19 protein-coding genes are annotated in these 22,153 nt (G+C 70.2%); 6 read left to right on the top strand and 13 right to left on the bottom strand.

Annotated features, from left to right (window positions below; all coding sequences use genetic code 11):
• Window positions 1-4 precede the first annotated feature (4 nt).
• Both ABZX90_RS01775 and ABZX90_RS01770 read left to right on the top strand, forming a co-directional pair.
• Window positions 5-883 (top strand): carbohydrate ABC transporter permease, encoded by an 879-nt coding sequence (locus ABZX90_RS01775; RefSeq protein ID WP_351126883.1) that lies wholly within the window; start codon window positions 5-7, stop codon window positions 881-883.
• Between the two features lie 12 nt (window positions 884-895).
• Window positions 896-3,832, top strand: a complete 2,937-nt coding sequence (locus tag ABZX90_RS01770) for a glycoside hydrolase family 2 TIM barrel-domain containing protein (RefSeq protein WP_355200783.1) — start codon at window positions 896-898, stop codon at window positions 3,830-3,832.
• Between the two features lie 63 nt (window positions 3,833-3,895).
• Here ABZX90_RS01770 and ABZX90_RS01765 read toward each other — a convergent pair whose 3' ends face one another.
• Both ABZX90_RS01765 and ABZX90_RS01760 read right to left on the bottom strand, forming a co-directional pair.
• Window positions 3,896-4,567: a hypothetical protein gene (locus tag ABZX90_RS01765; RefSeq protein WP_355200781.1), complete on the bottom strand. Its 672-nt coding sequence runs from the start codon at window positions 4,565-4,567 to the stop codon at window positions 3,896-3,898.
• A complete protein-coding gene (locus ABZX90_RS01760) occupies window positions 4,564-6,273 on the bottom strand; it encodes a PHP domain-containing protein (RefSeq protein WP_351126736.1) in 1,710 nt (569 codons plus the stop codon). Before ABZX90_RS01760 ends, ABZX90_RS01765 begins: the two co-directional genes overlap by 4 nt.
• A gap of 247 nt (window positions 6,274-6,520) precedes the next feature.
• Here ABZX90_RS01760 and ABZX90_RS01755 point away from each other — a divergent pair, with 247 nt between their 5' ends.
• Window positions 6,521-7,108 carry a WHG domain-containing protein gene (locus ABZX90_RS01755; RefSeq protein WP_351126734.1) on the top strand — a complete coding sequence of 196 codons (588 nt, stop codon included), beginning with the start codon at window positions 6,521-6,523 and terminating at the stop codon, window positions 7,106-7,108.
• A 10-nt stretch (window positions 7,109-7,118) separates the two neighbouring features.
• Here the strand turns inward: ABZX90_RS01755 and ABZX90_RS01750 are convergent, their stop codons facing one another.
• The 4 genes from ABZX90_RS01750 to ABZX90_RS01735 all read right to left on the bottom strand — a co-directional run bounded on the left by ABZX90_RS01750 (window position 7,119) and on the right by ABZX90_RS01735 (window position 10,211).
• Window positions 7,119-7,589 carry an Lrp/AsnC family transcriptional regulator gene (locus ABZX90_RS01750; RefSeq protein WP_351126732.1) on the bottom strand — a complete coding sequence of 157 codons (471 nt, stop codon included), beginning with the start codon at window positions 7,587-7,589 and terminating at the stop codon, window positions 7,119-7,121.
• A gap of 164 nt (window positions 7,590-7,753) precedes the next feature.
• The gene (locus ABZX90_RS01745; protein ID WP_355200779.1) at window positions 7,754-8,521 is read right to left on the bottom strand and encodes an isocitrate lyase/phosphoenolpyruvate mutase family protein; all 768 of its coding nucleotides are present in this window, start codon (window positions 8,519-8,521) and stop codon (window positions 7,754-7,756) included.
• Window positions 8,522-8,598: 77 nt separating this feature from the next.
• On the bottom strand, window positions 8,599-9,438 hold the full coding sequence (locus tag ABZX90_RS01740) for an enoyl-CoA hydratase/isomerase family protein (RefSeq protein ID WP_355200777.1): 840 nt from the start codon (window positions 9,436-9,438) through the stop codon (window positions 8,599-8,601).
• A 164-nt stretch (window positions 9,439-9,602) separates the two neighbouring features.
• Complete coding sequence (locus ABZX90_RS01735; protein WP_351126726.1) at window positions 9,603-10,211, bottom strand: DJ-1/PfpI family protein; 609 nt, start codon at window positions 10,209-10,211, stop codon at window positions 9,603-9,605.
• 135 nt (window positions 10,212-10,346) lie between these two features.
• Between ABZX90_RS01735 and ABZX90_RS01730 the strand changes: the two genes are divergently transcribed.
• Entirely contained in the window at window positions 10,347-10,772 is a 426-nt protein-coding gene (locus ABZX90_RS01730; protein WP_355200774.1) for an ankyrin repeat domain-containing protein, read from the top strand.
• A gap of 95 nt (window positions 10,773-10,867) precedes the next feature.
• On the opposite strand, the gene ABZX90_RS01725 is transcribed toward ABZX90_RS01730, so the two are convergent.
• The 5 genes from ABZX90_RS01725 to ABZX90_RS01705 all read right to left on the bottom strand — a co-directional run bounded on the left by ABZX90_RS01725 (window position 10,868) and on the right by ABZX90_RS01705 (window position 16,500).
• Entirely contained in the window at window positions 10,868-11,053 is a 186-nt protein-coding gene (locus tag ABZX90_RS01725) for a hypothetical protein (RefSeq protein WP_351126722.1), read from the bottom strand.
• 114 nt (window positions 11,054-11,167) lie between these two features.
• Entirely contained in the window at window positions 11,168-12,367 is a 1,200-nt protein-coding gene (locus ABZX90_RS01720; protein WP_355200772.1) for a glycosyltransferase family 2 protein, read from the bottom strand.
• 393 nt (window positions 12,368-12,760) lie between these two features.
• Window positions 12,761-13,495, bottom strand: coding sequence for a rhomboid family intramembrane serine protease (locus tag ABZX90_RS01715; protein ID WP_355200770.1), 735 nt, complete (start codon window positions 13,493-13,495; stop codon window positions 12,761-12,763).
• 102 nt (window positions 13,496-13,597) lie between these two features.
• Window positions 13,598-15,334 (bottom strand): DUF2264 domain-containing protein, encoded by a 1,737-nt coding sequence (locus tag ABZX90_RS01710; RefSeq protein ID WP_355200768.1) that lies wholly within the window; start codon window positions 15,332-15,334, stop codon window positions 13,598-13,600.
• A 77-nt stretch (window positions 15,335-15,411) separates the two neighbouring features.
• Window positions 15,412-16,500, bottom strand: coding sequence for a GDSL-type esterase/lipase family protein (locus ABZX90_RS01705; RefSeq protein WP_355200766.1), 1,089 nt, complete (start codon window positions 16,498-16,500; stop codon window positions 15,412-15,414).
• Window positions 16,501-16,826: 326 nt separating this feature from the next.
• On the opposite strand from ABZX90_RS01705, the gene ABZX90_RS01700 reads away from it, so the two are divergent.
• Window positions 16,827-18,503, top strand: coding sequence for a rhamnogalacturonan lyase B N-terminal domain-containing protein (locus tag ABZX90_RS01700; RefSeq protein WP_355200764.1), 1,677 nt, complete (start codon window positions 16,827-16,829; stop codon window positions 18,501-18,503).
• Window positions 18,504-18,527: 24 nt separating this feature from the next.
• Here the strand turns inward: ABZX90_RS01700 and ABZX90_RS01695 are convergent, their stop codons facing one another.
• Window positions 18,528-20,048 (bottom strand): RICIN domain-containing protein, encoded by a 1,521-nt coding sequence (locus tag ABZX90_RS01695; protein ID WP_355200762.1) that lies wholly within the window; start codon window positions 20,046-20,048, stop codon window positions 18,528-18,530.
• 85 nt (window positions 20,049-20,133) lie between these two features.
• Window positions 20,134-21,087 carry a LysR family transcriptional regulator gene (locus tag ABZX90_RS01690; RefSeq protein WP_355200760.1) on the bottom strand — a complete coding sequence of 318 codons (954 nt, stop codon included), beginning with the start codon at window positions 21,085-21,087 and terminating at the stop codon, window positions 20,134-20,136.
• A gap of 119 nt (window positions 21,088-21,206) precedes the next feature.
• Between ABZX90_RS01690 and ABZX90_RS01685 the strand changes: the two genes are divergently transcribed.
• Window positions 21,207-22,034: an oxidoreductase gene (locus ABZX90_RS01685; RefSeq protein WP_355200758.1), complete on the top strand. Its 828-nt coding sequence runs from the start codon at window positions 21,207-21,209 to the stop codon at window positions 22,032-22,034.
• Window positions 22,035-22,153: the final 119 nt, after the last annotated feature.

Raw genomic sequence — 22,153 nt, 5'->3', positions numbered from 1 at the left:
CGTCATGGAGGGCCGGAAGGCCCATGCCGCGCCGCCGAGAAAGCGCGGGCGGAACCGGCGCGGTGTCCTCGGCAGCACCGGCCTGTACGTCGCCACCGGCGTCGCCGGCCTGCTGTTCCTCGTCCCCTTCTACCTCCTCGTCCGCAACGCGCTGTCGACCGACGCCGAGATCACCGGCGAGAACTGGCAGTTCTTCCCCACCGACCTCAAGTGGGCCAACATCGGGGAGCTGTTCGACGACCCGACCGTCCCCTTCGCCCGCTCGCTGTGGAACTCCGCCGTCGTCGGGGTGCTGCACACCCTGGGCACCCTGCTGGTCTGCTCGCTCGCCGGCTACGGCCTCGCGCGGATCCCGTACAAGCACGCCAACAAGGTCTTCTACGGGGTGCTGGTGACCCTGATGGTCCCCTCCGCCGTGACCTTCGTACCGAGCTTCGTGCTCGTCTCGTCACTGGGCTGGGTGGACAGTCTTCGCGGTCTCATCATTCCGGGGCTTTTCAGCGGTTTCACGTGCTTCCTCTTCCGGCAGTACTTCTTGGGGTTCCCGAAGGAGCTGGAGGAGGCGGCACGCATGGACGGGCTCGGCTACTGGGGCGCGTACTGGCGCATCGTCGTGCCCAACTCCCTGAACTTCTTCGCCGCAATCGCGACCATCACGTTCATCAGCGGCTGGAACGCCTTCCTGTGGCCGCTGGTCATCGGCCAGAACCCCGAGGCGTGGACGGTCCAGGTCGCGCTCTCCTCGTACATGACGAACCAGACCGTCAACTTCCACCTGATCTTCATGGCCACGGCCATTTCCATCCTGCCCCTGGTGTTCGTGTTCCTGTTCCTCCAGCGCTGGCTGGTCCAGGGAATCGCGCAGACCGGCATCAAGGGCTGAACTAGGAGACGCATGTCTTTCCGCACCTCCCCCGGACTACCGGCCTCTCCCCCGTCCGCCACCGACTACGTCGAGGACGTCTCCCCCGGCAACGGCGCCCTCCCGCCGCGCGCCTGGTACGCGACCTCGGACGCCATGTGCTTGTCACTGAACGGCAGTTGGAGCTTCCGGCTCTCGCCCACCGCCGACGCCCAGGACGACTCCTTCGCGGCCGAGGGGTACGAGGCCGGGGGCTGGGCCGAGGTCCAGGTCCCCGGCCACTGGGTGCTGCAGGGCCATGGCGCGCCGATCTACACCAACCACCTCTACCCGTTCCCCGTCGACCCGCCGCGCGTACCCACCGAGAACCCGACCGGTGACCATCTGCGCCGCTTCGACCTTCCGTCGGACTGGCCGGCCGACGGCGGTACTGTCCTGCGCTTCGACGGCGTCGAGTCCTGTGCCCGGGTCTGGCTGAACGGAACGGACCTCGGCGAGTTCAAGGGCTCGCGGCTGCCGCACGAGTTCGCCGTGGGCCATCTCCTGCGGCCGGGCGGCAATGTGCTCGCGGTCCGGGTGCACCAGTGGTCGGCGGGCTCCTACCTGGAGGACCAGGACCAGTGGTGGCTGCCGGGCATCTTCCGTGACGTCACCCTGCTGCACCGCCCGGCGGGCAGCGCGCTCGACTTCTTCGTGCACGCCTCCTACGACCACCGCGCAGGCCTGGGGACCCTGCGCGTCGACACCGACGTCGACGGGCGGGTCCTCGTGCCCGCCCTGGACATCGATGTCGAGACGGGCACGCCGGTCACGGTGCCGGTGCTGCCGTGGACGGCCGAGACACCCCGGCTGTACGACGGCGAACTCGTCACGGAGGGCGAGCGCGTCCCGCTGCGCGTCGGCTTCCGGAGCGTCGCGCTGGAGGACGGTCTGATCAAGGTCAACGGCAGGGCGGTCCTCTTCAAGGGCGTCAACCGGCACGAATGGCATCCCGAGAAGGGGCGCGCCCTCGACCCGGAGACCATGCTCGCGGACGTGCTGCTGATGAAGCGGCACAACATCAACGCCGTGCGCACCTCGCACTACCCGCCGCACCCCGCCTTCCTCGACCTGTGCGACGAGTACGGCCTGTGGGTCATCGACGAATGCGACCTGGAGACCCACGGTTTCACCGAACAGGCCTGGCGCGACAACCCCGCCGACGACACCCGCTGGACACCCGCGCTGCTCGACCGGGCCGCGCGCATGGTCGAACGCGACAAGAACCACCCGTCCGTCGTCATCTGGTCCCTCGGCAACGAGGCCGGTACCGGGCGCGGTCTCACCGCCATGGCCGAGTGGATCCGGGGCCGCGACGGCGCGCGGCTCATCCACTACGAGGGCGACATCGACTGCCGTGACACGGACGTCTATTCACGCATGTACGCCGACCACGCCGAGGTCGAGCGGATCGGCCGGCACCAGGACGGCGGCGGCCTGAAGCGCCGCCAACTGCCCCTCATCCTCTGCGAATACGGACACGCCATGGGCAACGGCCCCGGCGGCATCGCGGACTACCAGCGCCTCTTCTCCTCGTACGACCGCCTCCAGGGCGGCTTCATCTGGGAGTGGATCGACCACGGGATCAAGGACGAGCGGTACGGGTTCGCGTACGGCGGGGACTTCGGCGAGGAACTGCACGACGGGAACTTCGTCTGCGACGGACTTCTCTTCCCGGACCGGACGCCGTCGCCCGGGCTCGTCGAGTACAAGAAGGTGATCGAGCCCGTCCGTATCGACGGCGGGGCTTCCTCCTCGGCCTCATCCCCGTCCGAACAGGGCCGGGAACGGGGCTCGTTCGGCACCGTGCGCGTCACCAACGGGTACGACTTCGCGGACCTCTCCGCCCTCGCCTTCGAGTGGTCGTACCAAGTGGACGGCGAGACCGTCGAGACGGGCCCGCTACCGGTGCCCGCGCTGGCACCGGGCGAGTCGGCCGACCTCAAACTGCCGACCCCGCCCGCGGACCCCCGGGGCGCCGAGGCACAGTGGACGGTCCGGGCGGTACTGGCCGAGGAGACGGCGTGGGGGCCGCGCGGCCATGTCGTCGCCTGGACCCAACTACCCGTCGCGGAGGCGGTGTCGGCACGCTGCGCGCCGTCCGGCGCTCCGCTGCCCGGCGAGCGGGTGATCACCCTCGGGCCGGGCACCTTCGACGCCCGTACCGGCGCGCTGCTGACCGTCGGCGGGGTCGAGGTCACCGGCCCGCGCCTCGACGTGTGGCGCGCCCCGACCGACAACGACAACGGCGCGAGCTGGCAGCCGGACGCCCGCTACGGCCCGCTCTGGCGCACGCTGGGCCTGCACCGGATGCGGCACCGGCTGGACGGGGTGGAGCTGGGCGAGGACGCCCTGACCGTACGTACCCGGGTGGCGCCCGCGGCCCGCGAGGCGGGCCTGCGCACGGTGTACCGGTGGACGTCCGACGGCACGCGGCTGCGGCTGACCGTGTCCGTGGCACCGGAGGGCCACTGGAAGCTGCCGTTGCCGCGGCTCGGCGTCCGGCTCGGGCTCCCGGGCTCCGCGGACCGGGTGACCTGGTTCGGCGGCGGACCCGGCGAGGGATACCCGGACACCAAGTCGGCTTCCATGATCGGCCGTTGGGAGTCGACGGTCGACGCGATGCAGACGCCGTACGTGCGCCCGCAGGAGAACGGCGCCCGGCCCGACGTCCGCTGGGCGCGGATCGGGGGCCTCAGGATCGAGGGCGATCCGTCCTTCTGGTTCACCGCGCGCCGCTGGACGACCGAGCAACTGGACGCCGCGGACCATCTGCCGGATCTGCGCCCGGGTGACACGGTCTGGGTCAACCTCGACCACGGCCAGCAGGGCATCGGCTCGCAGTCGTGCGGTCCCGGCGCCCTTCCCCGGTACCAACTGCGGCCCGCACCCGCGGAGTTCTCGTTCGTCTTCTCGGAGATCCAGGACTGACACCGGCATTACCGACCGCGGCCGGACGGCTCTTCAGCCGTCCGGCCGCGCTGTCCTTCGGAGTCAGTGGTCGGCGCAGCAGGGGGTCGGGTCCGGTACCTCGAAGGGGACCAGGGTTCCGCCCGCGGCCGGCATCGCCGTGAGGACCAGGTGACCGTCGCGCCATTCCGGACGTACGTGGTCGCGCGTGACCAACTGCCGTTCTGGAGAGGCTCCTTCGGGCGATCCGAGTACGGCGATCCGGTCCACCGCGGAGATGTCCAGCAGCCGTCCGACGGTCATGACGCCGGTGACGGCGTCGGCCCCCGGGTACAGGACGGCGCGGCCCCCCGTGCGCGCGGTGTGCTCGGCGGCGGCGTGGGCGGCACCGGCCGCGAACTCATCGGGTCCGTGCCGCTCGCCGTCGAAGGCGACACCCAGGAGGGCTCCGGGACCGGTGACAGCACCGGCCCCCACCCTGCCGTCCTCACCGGCACCGGCGCCGAGGACCGTGCCGGACTCGCCGGACTCGATCCTCGTCGTCAGCCGCAGCCAGGCCGTGCGGGCCGCACGCTCCGACGGCAGGGCGAAGGACAGCGCCGTGTGCGGCCGCCGCCCGTCCCGCACGTGGTGCGTGCAGCCCAACACGTCGTCATGCAGCCCGAGTTCGACAGCCAGCGCACGCAGCAGGTGGTCGGCCTCCCGCAGGGCTCCCGTGTGACCGGTGTCGACTCCGACGACGTACCACTCGGTCACGACGGGAGGACCCACACCGGGTTGGAGTAGAACCACAGGTCCTTCCACGGGTCCGCGTCGCCGACGACGTCCACGGCCGGGCCCGCCGGGTCGACAGCGGCGCCCATGAGGCCGACGCCGGAACGGTTGCCGTCGGTGCCCCGCAGACGGACGTACACGGGGCGGTCGACGGCGCCGAGGTCGTAGGTGAGGCGGACCGTGCCGGCCGACTTGTTCACCTCGTAGGACTTGGTGACCCGCGCGGTGGGAGCGGTGATCGTGTCCCGGTCCGCGGCGGCGCCCGTCACATCGCCCTGGATGACGTCGACGCGCGCCAGCTTCGGCAGGAAGCCTGCCCAGTTGGGGCCGCCGGCCAGTCCGATGTCGACGGTGAGCGTGACCCGCGTGCCCTTGCGTACGTGCAGCGCGCCGCCGAGGGTGGCCCAGCGGCCGCCGCCCGCGACCCGCGCGTCGAGTCCGCTGATGAGCTGCCCGTGGTCGACCCACACACGGCCGGCGCGGATTCCGTCCATCACGGCGGCGTACGAGAATCCGTCGGCGCCGACGTGCGTGCGGCTGTACTGGCCGGGCCAGTAGTCGCCCTGCGTGAGGTCGACCTTGCCGCCGTACACCGGGTCGGTGTGCCTGCCGTTGGCGGTGAAGTCGCTGTCCGGTCCGCCGCGCACGGCGGTGTCCGTGTAGACCTGGTGGGAGTCGGAGTTGGCGGTGATCCACCAGGGCTTGCCCTCGGCGAGGAGGCTGTCCCACAGGCCGCCGACGGTGGCGGTCATCCAGTCGAAGCCGCCCCAGGTGCGGTAGCTCTCCAGCGGGTACCCGGCGAAGGAGGCGGCGCTCGGGCTGTTGTCGTAGATGCCACGGGCCCGGCCCATGCCGAGCGGCGTGGCGATACCGGCGGCCTGGTGGCCCGGGGCGCCTTCGAAGCCGACGGCGATCTGACGCCCCGGGGCGGTGGCGTCGCGCCAGCCGCGGATCTCGTGCGGCGAGTCGACACCGCGCCGCGCCGGGTGGTTGGCGAGCATCAGGGCGTCCTTCACCTTGCGCCGTTCCACCTGCTCCGCAAGGAAGTTGAGACCCGCGATGGCCAGCGCCTCGTTGGCGGGCGTCGAGTCGGAGGCGCCCTTCACGCTGCCGTCGTAGTCGGTCTCGAACTGCTTGAGGACCGCGACCTCGTTGCGGCCCGGGTGGACGAAGACGGTGCCGTGCTCGGCGGCCGGGATGTTCCATTCGAGGCCCTGGAAGACGAGCGTGTCCTCGTAGGCCTCCCGGGCCTCCTTGATGTCCGGGTTGACCTTCTCCACACCGATCTTGGCGTGCGTCTCGCTGCCGTGGTCGGTGATGACCATCCAGTCCAGGCCGTGTGCGGCGCCCTGCCGGACCTGGTCGCCGACGCGGTACTTGCCGTCACTGCTGTACTGGGTGTGGATGTGGTGGTCGCCGGACAGCCACAGGAAGCCGTTCTTCCTCCGGCCGCTCGTGGAGGCGTACGCGGGGGTGGCGGCTCCCTGCGCGAGGACCCCGCCGGCGGCCAGGCCCGCGCCGAGCAGTCCCGCGCGGCGCAACAGTGAGCGGCGCGACTGCTGCTCGGGGGTGAGCGCCTCGTCGGGCACGGAGGTGTCGAAGGCGGCGGGCAGCGGGGTGCCCGTGTCCTCGTGGCCGTGATGGTGGTGATGGTGATCCCCGTGCTCGTGTCCGTGCGTGTGCCCCATGACCGCCTCCTGAGTCCCGCCGCGCCCCTTCGGGCGCGTCATGAGGAGATTCGGCGCGGAGCATGAACGGCGTGCGGCGTTCTCGTGATCGCGGGACGACCTGGACCGGTCAACTGGCCTTACACATACGGCTGTTGAACCACCCGATGTCCGTTGCGTCAGGACTTCCATGGAGTTCGCGTGGCATCGGGACTAGGCTTCCGTCTAGGTTTCCTAGGAAAAACTCTGTGGCGCAAAGGTGGTCCCCATGGCTCGTGCCGGGCTCACGACCGAGCGGGTCGTGCGGGCCGCGGCCGATCTCGCGGACGAGATCGGCTTCGAGAACGTCACCGTGGCGGCACTGGCCCGGCAGTTCGGGGTGAAGGACGCGAGCATGTACGCGCACGTGAAGAACGTGCGGGACCTGCGCGAGCGCGTCGCGCTGCTCGCGTCCGGCGAGATGATCGACCGGATCGCCACCGCCGTGGCCGGACGGGCCGGCAAGGACGCGCTCGTCGCCTTCGCCGATGCCTACCGCGCGTACGCGCTGGAGCGGCCCGGACGCTACCGGGCCACCCACACACAGCTCGATCCGGCCCTCGTCGCCGGGACGGCGACCTACCGCCGCACCGCCGAGGTCACGTACGGCATGCTCCGCGCCTACGGGCTGTCCGAGCCCGACTTGACCGACGCCGTACGCCTGTTGCGCAGCACCTTCCACGGCTACTGCAATCTTGAGGCCATCGGCGGATTCGGCGCCCCCCGCGACGTACGGACATCGTGGCGGCACGCGCTGGACGCGCTGCACGTGGCCCTGGAGAACTGGCCCCGCGCCGAGGACGAGGACCTGGGCTGACCCGCGCCCTTCACTCGGTGCCGGTGGGTCTCAGCGGACTCGTCACCGGATTGCTCAGATGCTGATAGATCACCGAGCTGCGGAAGTTGACGATCTCGCGTCTCTTGCTGAAGCGGTCCAGCAGGAAGGAGTGCAGCTGGTCGACGTCCGGGACGGCGACGTGGACGAGGAAGTCCTCGCTGCCCGCGACGACGAAGACCGACAGGACCTCGGGGAGACCGGCCGCGTACTGCTTGAAGTCCTCGATGACCTCGCGGCTCAGCGGCCGCACCTGCACGGACAACAGGGCCTGGACAGGGCGGTTGAGAGCGCGCAGGTCGACGGCCGCGTGATAGCCGGTGATCACGCCGCGATGGCGCAGCGCCCGTACGCGTTCCAGGCAGGTCGACGGGGCGATGCCGAGCTTGCGGGCCAGTTCCCGGTTGGTCTGTCGCGCATCGCGCTGAAGGTGCTCGACGATCGACGAATCAAGTTCATCCATGACCGCCACTCTTCCCATTCCGCCGAATTGAATTCGGCAGACCACCCGACCATCACACCTTCTGTCTCCATTCGACTCAGGATGCCGAACGGTGAGCGAGGGTCTGCCGGCTGGGTGCAATGGCCTCTGGTGCTCGTGCCGGAGCGGCTCGCCAAGCCCACGTCCTAGCCGCGCTGAGCGCTGAGCGCCTGCACTTCCGCGTAGTCCGGGGCGGCGCCCCGCGGGGTCTGTCCGGCCCTGATGTCCAGGGCCGTTTCCAGGGCCGCGCCGAGCGCTCGCCGGTACAGCAGGGACCCGAGGCTGACCCGGCGTACGCCGAGATCGCCGAGTTGGGGGAGCGTGGGGCCCAGGGATGAGTAGAGGATGTTGAGCGGCGCGTCGAACGTGTTCACCAGGTCGGTGATACGGTCCGGGTCGCTCAGCCCGGGGACGAACACACCGTCCGCTCCCGCCTGCCGGTAGGCGTCGAGGCGGCGGCAGGTCTCGGCGTGGCCGCCGTCGCCGAGCCAGTACGTGTCGGTCCGCGCGTTGACGAAGAGCTCGGGCACCGCGGCCTTGACGGCCGCGATCTTCGCCGCGTGCAGGCTCACGGGCCCGAGGCCGTCCTCCAGGTTGATGCCGACCGCCCCGGCGTCGGCCAGCTCGCGCGCCAACCCGGCGACATCGTCCGGGTCCTGGCCGAAGCCGTCCTCGGCGTCCACCGACAACAGGAGGCCCCTGCCGCCGAGTTGCCGGGTGAGCCGGAGCGTCAGGTCGCGGGTCGCCGCCGCGCCGTCGGGCAGTCCGGCGGCAGCGGCGACGCCGAGGCTCGTGGTGCCGACGGCCTCGAAGCCCTGCCGCGCGAGGGCCAGCGCGGAGGCGTTGTCCCAGGCGTTGGGCAGGAGGAGCGGGGCGTCGCCGTGATGTAGCGCGGCGAACGGAGCATCGGTCATACGGGAAACGCTAACGGCGCGACAGTTCGGCGCCGGCCGAACCGTCGCGACGCGCTACCCCGCTCAGCCGGGCTTCATCAGTCGACGGCCTTCAAATGGCCCAGGGCGTCTCCGAGGTCGAGTTCGGTGGCACCACGGGTCTGGAAGCCCTGCTCGAACAGCTCGGCGGTGCGCTGCTGTACCTTCTCGCCCCGGACGAGTTGCTGGAACAGCGCGGCGTCGGCGCGTACTTCGGCGGGAGTCGGCAGGCTCACGGCGTTGACGGCCGACTTGGCCGCGATCAGCGCATCGCGGGGGAAACCGCTCACACGCGCGGCGACACCTGCCACGAAATCGTCCAGTTCGGCGTCGGGGACCGCACGGTTGATCCATCCATAGCGTTCGGCGAGGTCGGCGTCGAAGTCCGACGACGTCAGGACGGCTTCGAGTGCGCGGCCCCTCCCCATCAGCCGGGTGAGGTGCTGGATCGCGCCCGCGCCGGGGGGTGCTCCGATGCCCACTTCGGGCTGGCCCAGGATGGCGTTCTCCCGGGAGGCGAAGCGCATGTCGCAGGCGAGGAGGAACTCACTGCCCGCTCCCCGGGCACGGCCGCGCAGCTTGGCGACGGTGACGGCCGGGAGCCGGCTCAGCCTGCGAAACAGCATGCCCAGGGAGGCGTCGCCGGGGCCTCCGGCCTTCGCGGCCTCAGCGGTGTACTCGGCGACTCTCGTCATGTCGACGTGCGGGAAGAAGAAGTCGGCGTCCGCGCTGTCGAAGATGACCACGCGGGGGGCGGTCGGTCGCGACAGTTCCTCGATCAGTGCGACCAGGTCCCGCACGACCTCGGGACCGATGAGGTTCATCGGTGGCGCGTCGAACGTGGCGCACAGGACGGCGCCGTCCAGCCTGGTCCTGATGGTTTCGTACGAGGCGGTCATCTCGGCCTTCCTGTCCGAGCCTTTCGCCCGGGTTTGCCATGCTATGCCGAGCCGCGCCGGTGGGCGCCCTGAGTGGTCAGGAGCGAGCTGGAAGCGAACCTGCCCGGCGGATGCCCGACAGGTCGGCAAGGCTTCGCCGTGCGACCGCTGTCTGTCGCGGGGCGTCAGCGCCGTACGACGTCGCCCGCGCGGACGGCTCCCAGGGCACGCTCGACGGTCTCCTGGTTCTCGCCGACCGGAGCCACGTAGCCGATGACGTCACGCGCGGCGTCCTCCCCGAGCGTTCGGGTGATCACCCACGTGGCGAGATACTGCGAGGCCAGGCAGCCGCCCGCCGTGGCGATGTTCCCCTCGGCGTGGAACGGCGCGTCCAGCACGGTGACGTTGCGGGCTTCCACGAAGGGCCGGCTCTTGATGTCCGTGCAGGCGGGCATGCCATCCAGCAACCCGAGCCGGGCGAGCACCAGCGCGCCGGAGCACTGCGCACCGATCAGCTGTCGCGAAGGGTCGAGCGGCAGCCTGGAGATCAGCCGGTCGTCGGCGACCACCTCTCGCGCCTTCACCCCGCTGCCGATCAGCACGACATCGGCCTCGGTCACGAACTCCATCGGGCGCTGCCCGGTGACCTCGACACCGTTCATGGATGTGACCACCGGCGTCGGTGTCGTGATGAAGGCCTCCAAGCCGTCCTTTCGGCACCGGTTGATCAGGGCGGAGGCGATGAAGCTGTCGAGCTCGTTGAACCCGTCGAAGGTGACCACTGCTACCTGCATGACATCTCCTCGAAGCACGGCACTGGAGTGCAGTCTCCCAGGACGCCGCGCCCGGATCCCAGGCCAATGGGCGATCGGTGGCTCGTCCGGATATGAATGGCCCCGTCGCGCACCCGGTCGCTAACCTCGGCAGCCATGAACCAGCGGCGGCGGAAGAAGCTCTCCCGGAATCTCTTCAGCGCGATTCTGCGGGGTGACACCGCCCGCGTGACTGCGCTGCTGCGCGCGGGAACCGACCCGGAGCGAGGGAACAGCGAAGGGACCACCCCTCTCTACGAGGCATCCGTGAACGGGAGGGCCGAGATCGCCCGCCTGCTCCTGGCGGCCGGAGCCTCCCCTGACACCGAGAGCAGCGGCATCGGGGCGGAGGGCACGCCGTTGTGCGCAGCCGCGTGCTGGGGGCACACCGAAGCGGTGCGCGAACTGCTGGCGCACGGCGCCGATCCGAATCTTCGTGAAGACCACGGCACGGGCTGGTCCCCTTTGGACTGGGCGAACAACGGCCCCCACCCCGAAACCGCCGCTCTCCTCGTCACAGCGGGAGCAACCCTCACGAGGTAGCCGCGCGGCACCGCCGTTCCCCACGACAGGGATGGTGGGGTGGAGGGGTGGAGCGCTGATGGTCCGCCCCTCCACCAGTAGCACGGATGAGTTGCTCAGTTGCCGGCCGCGCTGGCATCGCGCCGTCGACGGCGGGCCGCTGCACCGTAGGTCGTCAATCCGCCCAGGACCAGGGTCAGACTCGCTGCGATGATCAGGTGAGCGGTGGAGGAGGCCCCGGTGGCCGCGAGGGACGCGCTCCCGGCGACGATTCCGACTCCGGTACCGCTGAGGTAGTTCACGATCAATTTCCTCTCGGTGGCCTTCCGGCCACATCGGATCTGGTGGTTCAGGCCGTTCGGATGGGTCAAGTGGGTCGGGTGGATTGTTGAGTTCGTGCTGAGTGACGACCGAGGTCACTTCCAGGCGGAGACGCGCGTTGCGTACGACTTCACGACCGAGGAGAGGAACCAGTAGGCGCGCACGATGGAGAACACGAGGCCCGGCAGCATCAGTACGTCGACCAGGACTCCCTTCCAGCCGAGGTGCCGGGTGCGGAAGGCGGCGTAGACGATCCAGAAGGCGACCAGGCACAGCCAGACCGGATCCAGGGCGAAGCCCGTGCTCGCGACCACGCCGGTCCAAGTGGCCAGCCAACACAGTGTGTAAAGGAATCCGGCGAAACCGAGCACCATGTTGGTGATGGAGAACCATGTGTACTTGGTCCAGCCGCGGCGGCGCAGGGTGTCGACCGTGCCACGCCCCCAGCGCTCCCGCTGGCCGATCAACTCGCGCAGGGTGGGCATGAGGTCGGTGTAGGCGATGCAGTGCTGGTTGGCTGTCACCTTCCAGCCCGCCTCCTTCAGCGCGAGCGTCGTCTCGTAGTCCTCCACGAGGTTGGCGTGGTCCTCCCAGAACACCTCGCCGCGCCAGCGCAGAATGCTCAACAGCGCTTCGGTGCGGTAGAAGGAGCCGGCGCCCGACATGCTGTGGATCCCGAAGCGGTAGCGGCCTCGTGCGTAGCGGCCGTACTCCATGATCTGCATTCCCAGCAGGTAGCGCTGCCAGAGGTTCTTCCACAGCCCGGTGCGGCCCAGGCAGGTGGCGCTGAGTCCGCCCACGCGCCGGTCGGAATTCATGACGTTGCGTGCCCGCTCCAGGAACTTCGGGTGCAGGCTGGTGTCCGCGTCCATGACCATCAGGTACTTCGCCGCCGCGGCGAGTCCGCCCGACGCACGGTGCAGCCAGCTGATGCCGTGGTTGAGGGCGCCCGCCTTCTTGTGCGGGTTGTCCGGCAGATCGAAGACGACGGTGCGCGGCACTCCGGGGCGCTCGGCGAACTCGCGGGCGATTTCCTCGGTCCGGTCGGACGAGTTGTTGACCACGACGATGATCAGGTCCGGTGGTGTGCTTTGCGCGGCCAGTGATTCCAGTGCCGGCAGTACGCCGGCCTCCTCGTTGCGAGCGGGCAGAATGACGGCTGTCTCCAGAAGCGGGGCCGCTCCCTGCGAGACCAGGCGTCGTCGGTGGACGCCGCGCGCACGTCGCCCAGCGTTGTCGGGTCTGCCCCGGCGGCGGCTTCCGTCGCTGCGGGCGGAGCCTGTCGAGGCCCTCACCCCTGAGATCGGAAAATCGGTGGCGGCACTCCCGTGATCGGACATGGTCTTGTTGCCCCCCGGCGGCTCACTGCCGCTTCTTGCCTCGACGGCCGTCGGGCCGCCCTCTTGCCGTGCGCCTGCCCGCCGCCTTCCCCCGGCGCGGAGCGAACGCAGCCACCGCTGCGTGCAGCGACGGCATGAACAGCCATTGTCGCGGGGCCGGTCACGGGTTCGGAAGAGTGACAGAAGGGCGTGAAGAAGCCTGGTGGGGAGCCAGATGGCGCACGGGAGATCGGGGGGTGAAGGTGAGGAGCGGAGCTATTTCGCACGCCCCGGCACACGCCCCCGCGCACGTCCTTGGCCCTGGCATCCCGAGGACACGCATCGGCAGGCGGTTCGAACCGCGGAGGGCTAGAGGAGCCCCAGATCGCCCAGTTCCTTGTGCAGGTCCGCGCGCGGGTTGTCGGCGGCCGCTCCCGGGGCGCGGGGAGGGGTGACCCCCGTGCCGGCGTCGGAGCGAGCCGCCGGGAGGGTCCGTGAGCGGCGGTCCCGGAAGAGCCAGGCGCCGATCAGGCCGCCGATCAGCCCTCCGAGGTGTCCGAGCCAGCTCACCCCCGGCGTCCCGGGCACGGCGACGGTGAGCAGATAGGCGAAGGAGGCCGCCATGACGACACCGATCAGCGTGTCGATCAGGTGGCGGTCGAAGATCCCGCGGACGACGACATAGCCGAAGTACCCGAAGATCAGACCACTGGCGCCGACCGTCTCCACGCTGCCTCGTTCGAAGAACCACACCATGAGTCCGCTGGTCACCGCCACGAGGAGACTCAGCCCGAGGAAGCGGACCACGCCTCGGTAGGCGGCAAGGAATCCGAAGACGAACAGCGGTCCCGAGTTGCTCTCGATGTGTGCCCAACTCCAGTGCAGGAAGGGCGCGCTGAGGATGTCGGGCAATGTGCCGAAGTCGCCGGACACCACCCCGTAGTCCCGCGAGAGGGCGTAGTGGTCGGCGTAGTTGGCCAGTTGCACCAGCCAGACCATCACGAGGAATCCGAACATCACGAAGAACGCCTTCCGCGCCTCCGCGATCATCCGCTCCGCATCGACCGGGCCCCTGCCGGCCCGGTCCTGTTCCGCCCCACCCATGACACGCTCCCCCTCCCCCGGCGGATCCGTTTCCGCCTCACCTCGAACTCTAGGGAATGCCGGTGGCGTCGGCGGCGCTCAGGGCCCCTCTCCCACGAGCGGCTACCGGGCCACCACCGACGGCCCCGAAGACGTACCTTCCCGGTCGGCCGAGCCGGCGGAACCGTCGAACCGGAAGCTCGCCTTGTCCCCCTCGGACCAGCTCACCGTCACGTCGTAAGCTCCCCGGGCGCCGTCCTCGGCCGCCGCCACTCGTACGGACACCAGCTCCGCGAGCGGGAGGGGTTCCGGCTCGGCGGTGAGGCGGACCAGGGCGACGAAGAGGGAGGCGTGGTCTCCGGTGACGCCGTCCCCCGCTCCCGACAGGCCGTGCACGGGCAGGACTTCGGAGCGCGCGCCGTCCCGCACGGCCCAGCCCGTGACCCGTACCTGCGTCCCGGGAGCCGCGCCCGCCACCAGATGGGCCCGCACCTCCACGGCACCCCGCGCGACCACGAGGCAGGCGACCCCGACGCCGTCCGACACGGTGTGCCGGGACGCGGCCCAGCCTGCCCCGACGCCCAGCGGCTCGATCTCCGTACGGCTCGCGTCGGCACCGACGATCACGCTGTTGTCGTACGACGGCGAAGGCGCCGTCACCGTCGAGTAGGCGAGCCGCGTGTAGTAGGGGTCGTAGCGGACGTCCTCGCTCCCGTGGTTGTGGAGGCGGACCAGACCGTCCGAACTCGTCGACTGGAGAAGCCAGTTGGGCGGTCCAACCGGAGTGACGGCGTCGGCGCTCTCCGCCGGACCCGGTTCCTCCCCGGCCGTCCAGACCTCGTGGTCGGGGGGCAGCAGCAGTCCGACGAAGGCCTTGCTTGCCCAGTACGGCGAGGCGGGGCCGGAGTAGTGCTGCAGGAACGCCTCGTCGGGACCGCGCCAGCCGAGGGTGAGCAGGCCGTTGTCGTCCACCGCGCCCCGGTCGAGGAAGTAGCGCAGCGCGCCGGAGGCGAGGCGGCGGGTCCCGCCCGGGGACAGGGGCGTACGGCCGGTGAGCGCGCCGAGCCACAGGGGTGCGGTTGTCGCGAACCGGTAGGTGAGCGACCGTCCTTGGAGCATCGGCGCGCCGTCGCCGCCGAACAGGCGCGCGTAGTCGGCGAGATGGGCCTCCAGGCGGCCTGCGTACAGGTCGAGCAGCCGGGTGTCGTCCGCCAGCCACGCGTGCAGCACCGGATAGAGGTGCATCGCCCAGCCGTTGTAGTAGTCGAACTTGCGCCCGTGGCCGTCGGTGTACCAGCCGTCGCCGAGGTACCACTGCTCGATGCGCTCCAGGCCGCGGTCGATCGCGGCGCGTGACGCCTCGGGCTCGTATCCGACCTCCTGGAGGAGGCCGCCGACCGTCACCGGGAACAACTCCCAGTTGCAGGCCCAGGGTTCGGCCGTCAACGCGTCCCCGAGCCACTCGGCGGCCCGCTGCCGCACCCGGTCGTCCAGGCGGTCCCACAGCAGCGGCCGGGTCAGCCGCAGCGCGAGCGCGATCGACGCGGCCTCGACGAGGGGCTGGCTGCGGTCCTCGACGCGGGGCCAGACGCCCGCCGTTCCGGCCGCGAGCCCTTCCGCGTAGCGCTCGAGGACCTTCTCGTCACGGCGGAAGCCGGCCAGCAACAGCGTACGGGCGTAGCCCTCCAGGCCGTCGGAGAGCCTGCCGGACGAGCTCGTGTGCTCTCCGGGGAAGTGGTAGAGGGCTCCGTCGTCGGTGGCGTACGGCGCGGCCGCCGCGAGCAGGGCATCGGCGGCCGCTTCCCAATGGGCGCGGGTGTAGCCGGTGTACGGGCTGAGGGTGCGGTCCTCGGGAGGCATCGATGGCGCTTCCTGGTTCGGCGGCTGGGTCGGGTAGTACCTGGGGCGCCCCGGTTCCGGACGGGACGCCCCAGGGCTCATCCCACCCGCACCAGAGCCTTCGGCACCAGACGCAGGGCGAGGAGTTCGTCGCGGACCAGGGCCGCGTACACCGTGGCACCGTGCACGGAGGTATGGGTGTTGTCCCGTTTCTCGTTGTAGAGATAAATCGCCTTGGAGCCCTCGACGCCGAGGGATTCGACGAGCGCCTTGGTCCTGGCCGTGAGGTCGATGAGCGGCACGTCCTCGGCGGCGGCGACCGAGCGGATGACGGCCGGATGGTCCACGCCCAGCCCGTTCACGAGCAGCGCCGTGCCGTTGTTCAGGGTGCCGTCCGCGTTGAACCAGCGGCGGACGATCGGCGTGACGAGGACGGGCTCGCCACCACGGGCGCGCACGCCCGCGACCAGTGTCTCGAGGTTCGTACGGTACGTCGTCTCGTCGGTCGTCTTGTCGTTGTGGGCGAGCTGGATGAGCACCAGGTCGCGCTCGCGGATCAGCGGCTGGACGGTCGGGAAGAGCTCCGGAGTGGCGAGGTAGGTGACCGTACTCTCCCCGGAATCCGCGTAGTTGGCGACGGAGAGGCCCTTGCGGAGGTACTGCGGCAGTTGCTGGCCCCAGCCCGAGTACGGCTCGCCGGGCTGGTCGCAGACGGTCGAGTCGCCGACCAGGAAGATCTGCCGGGTGTGCGTGCGGCGGTCCCCCGGCCGAGCGGAGCGGAGCGCGCGGGGCACGGCCGGGGTCACCCGGATGCCGGCCGGCGCGGGCGCCGAACCGCCGATGACGAGGTCAAGCCCCGGAGTCCCCACGGGGCCGGTCGGCTCGCCCTCGGGGGTACGCACGTTCACGGTGAAGCCGCGCGCCACGGGCCGGCCCGCCTCGGTGGCGGTCTCGGGGAGCAGGGAGCGTCGGGTCTCGCCGCTGATGGACGTACTGGCCGCGGTGTCGCCGCCGAGCAGCACCGTGACGTCGTACGTGCCCGGCGGCACGTCGAAGTGGCAGGCGGTCGCGGTGCAGTTCTCCGCGCCGAGGCCTGGCCGCCCCGCGCGGGCCTGGGCCGGACCGGCCGACAGCGCACCGACGGCGGCCACCGCCAGCAGCGGCACGGCGATGGTGAGACGTCTCATGTGCGGCTCCTCCAACAGGACGGCAGGACGGCAGGACGACGGAACGACGGGACGGCAGAGCGACAGGACGACGGAACGACGGGACAGCAGAGCGACAGGATCTGGCGGCAGGACGTTACCTCTCCCTGCAAGCGCTTTCTAGTCTGCGGCCGAATTTCACACGACTGCCAACTTCCGCCGAGCGAAAGCCCTTTCGCGAAGGCGGTTCGACTGCCACTCTGCGAAACACCCTCACCCCGCTCCCCCACATCCCCCCCAACCCCCACCGCCAGCCCCCACCTCTCTCCCACAGCACCCACCCCCCACCTCCCGAAGGAGGCACCCCCATGTCCGGACCCCTGCAACGACCGGTCCGACGCCGCGCCTTCGTGCTCGGCGGCGCGGCCGCCGTCGGCACCGCGGCCCTCGCCGGGCCGCTGGCCACCGCCGCGTCCGCCGCGGCCTTCGGCTGGAGCGACGACGGCTCGAACTACGTCGTCGACACCGGCGCGAACCTCGTCCTCAAGGTGAGCAAGACCAACGGTGACCTGACCTCGCTGGTCTACCGGGGCACCGAGTACCAGGGCTACGGCGGCAAGAACTCGCACGTCGAGTCAGGCCTCGGCGCCTCCACTGTGACGATCGCGCAGTTTGGTACGACGATCCTGGTCTCCGTCGCCCACGGCACGCTCAAGCACTACTACGCGGCCCGCAGCGGCGAGAACAACATCTACCTGTGGACCAACAAGGCCGACACCTCCGTCAGCGCCACCCGCTACATCGTGCGCGTCAAAGCGGGCCTGTTCCTCAACGACGAGCCCGATTCCTACGCTTACGCGCCCACCGTCATCGAGTCCGCGGACGTGTTCGCGAAGTCGGACGGCCAGACCCGCTCGAAGCACTACGCGAAGCGCCCCGTCATCGACTACTCCGCGATCGGCTGGACCACCGGAAGTGTCGGCCTGTACATCGTGCGCTCCAACCACGAGAGGGCGTCCGGCGGCCCGTTCTACCGATCCCTGCTGCGCCACCAGAGCACGGACGGCGGCGGCCTGTACGAGATCCTGTACTACGGCGAGAACCAGACCGAGGCCGAACGCTTCGGCCTCCAGGGTCCGTACGTCATCGCCTTCACGGACGGCGGCACACCGTCCTCGTCGCTGTATCCGGGCACCCTGACGACCGCGTGGGCGGACTCGCTCGGCATCTCCGGGTACGTCGCGGCGAGCGGGCGGGGCCGGGTGGCGGGCGTCGGAATCTCGGGACGCGACACCGCGTACGCGTACACCGTCGGGCTCGCCGACTCGGCCGCCCAGTACTGGGGTTCGGCGCGGTCCTCGGACGGCTGGTTCTCGATCGGGGGCGTCCTGCCGGGGACGTACACGCTCACGGTCTTCAAGGGCGAACTCGCCGTCCACACCACCTCGGTGACGGTCACGACCGGTGTCACGACCACGCTGAACACCATCGCCATCGCCTCCTCGAACGACCCAGCCAACGCGACCGCGATCTGGCGGATCGGCGCCTGGGACGGCACGCCCGCCGGGTTCAAGAACGCGGACCTGATGACGTACGCGCATCCGTCCGACGTCCGGGCGGCCGCGTGGACCGGCAACGTGGTCATCGGCAGCGGCAGCGAGACCGCGTCCTTCCCGGCGTACATCTGGAAGGACGTCAACAGCGGACTGCTCGTCCACTTCAAGCTGACGGCCGCACAGGCCGCCGCCGCGCACACCCTGCGGATCGGGGTGACCACCGCGTACGCGAACGGCCGGCCGCGGGTCACGGTCAACAGCTGGGTGTCGTCGATCCCTTCACCACCCACCCAGCCGAGCACCCGTTCCCTGACGGTCGGTTCGTACCGCGGCAACAACAACACGTTCACATACAGCGTCCCGGCCAGTGCCTGGCTCACCGACACCAGCCAGTACAACGTGCTGAAGATCGACGTGGTGAGCGGTTCGGGAACGACGTCGTATCTCAGCGCCGGCACATCGATCGACGCGCTGGACCTGTTGGCCTGAAGCCGGTGTCGGTGATTCAGCGGCTCATGTTCCGCGTGTCCACTGCTGGTTGGTGCCCGCGTTGCAGGTGTACGTGATGAGGGCCGCGGAGTTGGCGGTGGACGCGCCGGATACGTCCAGGCACTCGCCGGACGCCCTGGCCTTCAGGAGCACGTAGCTGCCGGAAGCTGTCACCGACCACTGCTGGGTGGTGGCGCCGGAGCAGTTCTCCTGGGTGACGCCGGTGGCGTTCTCGGTCAGGCACAGGGAACTGCCCCGGCCCATCAGCTCGTAGTAGCCGCTGCCGAGGGACTTGAACCAGAACTTCTGGTTCGCCCCGCCGTTGCAGGCGTACTGGGCGAGCGCGACTCCTTGCCACAGTGACTGGTTGGGCACGTCCGCGCATTTGGCGGAGTGACGGGCCGTCAGGGTCTCGTAGGCGGCGGTCGTTCCGCCGATGGACCCGGTGGCCGTGTCGACGGTGATCTCCGGGGACCAGGACAGGGACATCGTGGTCGTCGTCGGGAAGGCGACCGGCAGCCAGACGTACCGGGAGTCGTTGACGGTGCCGCCGAAGGAGTTGCCCCAGCGGTCACCCATATAGAGGTAGGAGGTGCCCGAAGTCCCTTGTACGGGAAGGACGTACGCGGTCTGCGAGCCGTACGCCGTGGAGTCGCCGACGTTGGTCATCGCGGTCCAGGGGCCGGCTAGCGAGGTGGCGGTGGCGTACTGCTGCTGGTTGGCGTTCCAGCCGGTGGCGGCCGATGTCAGCATGAAGTAGACGCCGCCGCGCTTGAACAGCGCGGGTGCCTCGCGGTGTCCTCCGTGCCACGGGTCGGCGACCAGGGCCGCGATGCCGGTGTAGTCGGCGGTGAGCCGGTAGATCTGGAGGTCGTAGTTCTCGCGGGCGGCGGAGACCATGTAGCCGGTGCCGTCGGTGTCGACGAAGGTCGTGATGTCACGGGACATGTACTGGCCGAGCGGCTGGAAGCTGCCCTGGTAGGTGTAGGCGCCGTCCACGGTGTTCGAGACGGCGACGGCGGCGCGCGCCTCGCTGTAGTCGACGCCGTTCTCTTTGTGCATCCACATGACGAACTTCCCGGTGGACGCGTTGTACATGACCTTGGGCCGCTCGATGTAGGCCGTGCCCAGCTCGGCGGCGCTGGACTGGGTCAGGACGTGGTTGCGGAACTCCCAGTTCTTCAGGTCGGTGGAGCGGTAGGCGTCGACGTACTTGAAGGTGTTGTCGGCGTTGCGGTCCTCGCCGAACCAGTAGTAGTAGTTGCCCACTTTGATGACCCCGCCGCCGTGCGCGTGCACCGCGGCGCCCGAAGTGTCCGTGAACTGGGTGCCGTTGGTGATGGTCTGGGCCGCCGCCTGTGCGGGCCCGGCGGCGAGGAGTCCCCCGGCGACCGCGAGACAGAGGGCGACGAGAAGGGCGTACACGCGTCTGAGGGGGTGGCGCTCTGTCCCGGTGGTGCGGGCGGAGCGGGCGAAACGGGTGGTGGGACTCGTGCGGTGACTGCTCGTGCGGATCGTGCGGCTCATGCGGTTCATGCGGCTCATGCGGTGACCGTCCGTCCGGTATGCCGAACATTATCTGCGATTACGAACGTTGCCGCCGAAAAAGTAAGCGCGTACTACGGCGAGGTCAACGGGGTGGACGGGACCGGTCCTTCGGGGTGGGGTTCGTGGGGCGGCCGCGGTGATGCCCCGATGCGAGACGGCTCGCTTCGGCGTACGAACGGACCAGTGGGCGTCGGTCGTCCACGCGCCAGGCGAGCGCGAGTCTGCTCGGTGCGATGCCCAGCACCGGGCGGGTCACGACACCGCCCCGGGTGAGCAGCGGCGCGTTCCCCGCCGCGAGCAGGCAGACGCCCCGGCCGTCCACCAGGGCCTCGTACGTCTCGTCGGCGTTCGCGGCCTCGGCGCCGATCCGCGGCGGGCGCCCGGCACGGTCGTCGAGGGCGAGCCAGTACGCGCGCAGCACTCCGGCGGACTCGGGGATGGCGATGAACGGTTCGTCGAGGAGGTCGGCGAAGTCGATCTTCTCGCGGTCCGCGAGGGGATGCGTGTCCGGCAAAGCGACATGGCGCGGCTCCTCGGCGACCACCACCCACGCGTAGCGCTCCTCGTCCGGCATCGGCAGCCACACGAACGCGACGTCCACCGAACCGTCCGCGAGTCCGGCGCTGGAGTCGGTCCAGCTCACCTGCCGCAGTTCGATCCTGGCCTCCGGGCACGCTTCGCCGAACCGGGACCTGATGGCGGGCAGCAGGCCCCCGCGCCCCGGGCTGGTGCTCATACCGACGACCAGGGTCGCCCGTTGTTCGGCCTTGGCGTGCTCCACGGCCTCGGATGCGGCGGCCCACTCGGCGAGCACCCGGCGCGCGTGCGGCAGCAGGGCCGCGCCGACGGCGGTCAACCGCACGCCCTGGTGGTCCCGTTCGAACAACTCCGCGCCCAACTGCCTTTCCAGCATGCGGATCTGTTTGCTGAGGGCGGGCTGGGAGACGAAGAGGCGCTCGGCGGCGCGTGTGAAGTGCAGGTCCTCGGCGACGGCGACGAAGTAGCGCAGGTCCCGCCCGTGAACGTCCATGCCCATAACCATGGGTTATCACGAAGGGTCTTGGACGCGCGAGCGGGCACGGGGCGAGGCTCGACCCATCGGAAGCGGGCACCGTACGGCAGACACCGTACGAAGGAACGACCAGGGAGTCGGACATGAGCAAGGTGTGGCTGGTCACGGGTGCGGGCAGTGGTTTCGGCCGGGCGTTCACCGAGGCGGCCGTCGGGCAGGGCGACGTCGTGGTGGCCACGGCCCGCAGGCCCGAGGCGCTGGCCGATCTGGTGGCGGCTCACCCCGATCAGGTGGAGGCGCTGGCCCTCGACGTGACGGACCCAGCGGGCATCGATTCCGTCGTGGCCGATGTCGTCGAGCGGCACGGGCGGATCGACGTGCTGGTCAACAACGCGGGCCGCACCCATGTCGGCGCCGCCGAGGAGACCACGGACGCGGAACTGCGGTCCCTCTTCGATCTGCACTTCTTCGGGCCCGCCGCGCTGGTGCGGGCTGTGCTGCCGCACATGCGGGAGAGGCGCTCGGGGGCGATCGTCCAGATGAGCAGCATGGGCGGGCAGATGACGTATCCGGGCTTCTCCGCGTACTGCGGCACGAAATTCGCGCTGGAGGGTTTCTCCGACGCGCTGGCCGCCGAGGTGGCACCGCTCGGCATCAAGGTGCTGATCGTGGAGCCGGGCGCGTTCCGTACGAACCTGATGGGCGCGGCCGGCACGAGCGAGGAGATCGCCGACTACGCGGACACGGTCGGCCCTACCCGGCAGGCGGTGGCCGCCGGTGACGGCGGCCAGCCCGGCGACCCCGCGAAGGGCGTGGCCGCGGTTCTGGCTGCCCTCGCGGACGACCGCACTCCGCTGCGACTGCCGCTCGGCAGCGACGGGGTGGACGCCGTCCTCGGTCACATGGACGCGCAGCGCGCGGAGATCGCGACCTGGGAGAAGACGGCACGGGACACGGCGTTCGAGGCGTGAGACGCCGGGGCGAGACCCCCGTACGAGACGCCGGTGACGGTCGGGCAGACCGGTCCCTCCCGTGTTGCCGGGCCCCGCAGGAACGGGAGCCCAGGCAGAAGGCCTCATCGGAGGGGCCC

The sequence above is a fragment of the Streptomyces sp. NPDC002935 genome, from assembly GCF_040611295.1.
Lineage (GTDB): Bacteria > Actinomycetota > Actinomycetes > Streptomycetales > Streptomycetaceae > Streptomyces.
This window is presented reverse-complemented; position numbering and strand designations above follow the sequence as displayed.